Below are 2308 nucleotides of genomic sequence, written 5' to 3'. Positions count from 1 at the left end.
CTCTTGAAGGAGTCCTGGCCGCGCCTATCTCCCGAATGCGAGGACTTGGCGCAAATGGGCGAGCGAATTTCGGCTAGGCGTGCAAGGCATCTTGCGCACAAGCACTGCCATTTTGTGCTTTTGGGGGCACAACGCCTTTGGGGCTCGTAACGGAACCATGTGAAACGCGGTGGCCGAAACCACGACGCCATGCGGCATGGGCCATCCGGATTCTCCAGTTCGTCTCCCACCGCTCAAGGAATGGACGCGTCGCCAAAGCGGCGGAGTCAATCCCCGCAGGTGGATTCGCAACTGGAAAACGGAGATCGCTTGCGGGGGAGGGACGTGAACACACTGTAGGTGTCTCATTATCCTCTGAGGTAAGACTGACCGTAGCCCCACACTTTGGCGCGGTCTCATCTGACACAAAAGGCCAGCAGGCGTCACCGAATCGCCCGCAGCCTCGCATGGACCGCATTCACATCAAAGCCAACTGGGTCGAATACGCCGCCAACCCACGACCGGAAGTCATTGTGCTGTTCGTGGGTCTTGTCCCGAAGCGCTGCAAGGAATTCCGCATATCCGTGTGGCCCGCCAACGTCTTCCGGAGGGCAAGCGTTTTCGCCAGCCAGGCAAACCGGTAGAGCCAGGGCCAAGTCCGGGTAGCCAACTGATTCCGACATCATTCTAGGTGCACAGATTTGAGGAAGCTGCGGAGCAGGATCCTGCGTTGTCGTCTCAAAGACCGTTAGGCCTCAACATTGGTCCGGCGGATCGCTGGTGTAACGCAACCCGCTGAGACCGCGCCAAAGCGGGGGCTGACTAAGCGGCACTGCGGTGGTTTTCTGCTCTGGCGATGGAGGGATACCATCGTTCAACGTGCGATCGGAACTGGTCATTGAGCACGGCCGTTCGGATTTGTAGGAGGTTGTGCGCATGCCGGGGTCGCCAGGCCATCTGCTGCCGCTTGACGAACCGCCTGCTGACCACCTGGTTGACGGCAGACTCGACGAACCCTGATGCAATCGGCTCTCCATGCCGATAGCGGTCACCGTAGTTCACGATGAAGTGCCGGTTGTTGTCCAGGTAGCCGATAAATTCCTCGAGCTTGCCGAGGAGCTTGGCCTCCTCGGGACTAGCCTTGGCATCCATATCCCAGCCCAGGCTTTCCAGTCGGCGCAACGCTGGATAGGGGCAGCCGTGCCATAGGTGCCACTTGGCGCCATGCAGCGCCTTGATCATTGCTGCATTGCTCGGACCGTCGCGGTGCGCCGGCCGGCCCTTGATCATCTGTTCGAGGTTCTGTACCCGCATGGCGATGTGGAACCAATCGAGGACGTACTCACCGCGGTCACCAAAGCCAAGCTGTGCAAACCGTACGGTATCGCCTCCGTCCGACAGGAAGGTGACCGGTTGACTGGGTTGCACACCTTCCCGTAGCAGAAAATTCATCATACGATCGGCCGGCCGGTGCTCCAGCTTGTGCACGTAGGCAAAACTATGGCCGGTATCCTGATCCCGCATTGACTTGCCGACATTCACTTCAAACCAACCGTCCTGGCGACGCCTGTGTCCCACCAGCCGAAGGTAGCCCCCGTCAATGCCAACCGCGCGGACCGGACTGGGCTCAGGGATATCGGGCGAACCGACGCTCGCCGCCATCTCCGCCTGCTGCCGGGCATCGGTGGCCTGTTCCACTTCCAGCCGGCGACCGAGCGCGGTGACCTGGCGCCGAATCGAACTGGCCGCCAGCACATGATCGAGCGGCAACACTTCCCGCAGGACGTTGACTGTCAGGCCATAAGACATCAGCGCTGCAAACTTGACCTCGAGATACTGCAGCTCTGGACTGACCCGCTCGGGCAAACAGAGGGCGAGCGGACTGAAGGTCTGTGCTCCGCCCGTGCATCGTCGGCATGAATACAATCTGGGACTGTCGATCGACATCCGCCCGAATGTCGAGCGGAAGACCAGGCGATGGTGACCCTTGCAAGCCAGCTGTGCACCGCACGCAGGGCAAACGCTGGTCCGGGCGATCGCCTCGGCAACCTGCGCCYCGATCATTGTGCGCTGTAGCCGGCTCAGCAATGACTTGGCTTCCGCCAGGTGCAGTCCCAGCGAGCCGGCATCGAGGTCGTCTCGCTCGAGCCGCGCAATCTCGGTGATGGTGGCAGGCGTGTCACCCTCGGTTTCCACTACGACTTGCAAGCTGATCCGCATGACGGCCTCCCGCGCATGTCTGGGCAGGCAGTCTATGCCAGGATCTGTGGCAAACGTTCATTGGCGGTCCGACGGTCGAAGCGCCGATCCAGCCAAACCAGCCATTGGT

2 protein-coding genes are annotated in these 2308 nt (G+C 60.9%); both read right to left on the bottom strand.

Annotated elements, in window-relative coordinates; translation table 11 throughout:
• Window positions 1-422 precede the first annotated feature (422 nt).
• Window positions 423-662, bottom strand: a complete 240-nt coding sequence (locus AC1DKD_RS40790) for a plasmid pRiA4b ORF-3 family protein (RefSeq protein WP_441635170.1) — start codon at window positions 660-662, stop codon at window positions 423-425.
• A 139-nt stretch (window positions 663-801) separates the two neighbouring features.
• Entirely contained in the window at window positions 802-2199 is a 1398-nt protein-coding gene (locus tag AC1DKD_RS40785) for an ISKra4 family transposase (protein WP_477144698.1), read from the bottom strand.
• Window positions 2200-2308: the final 109 nt, after the last annotated feature.

This window comes from Cupriavidus sp. 05T313, from assembly GCF_056396665.1.
This window is presented reverse-complemented; position numbering and strand designations above follow the sequence as displayed.

Excerpts from the sequence above, each read along its gene's own strand:
- AC1DKD_RS40790 (WP_441635170.1), bottom strand. The coding sequence starts at position 662 with ATGTCGGAATCAGTTGGCTACCCGGACTTGGCCCTGGCTCTACCGGTT.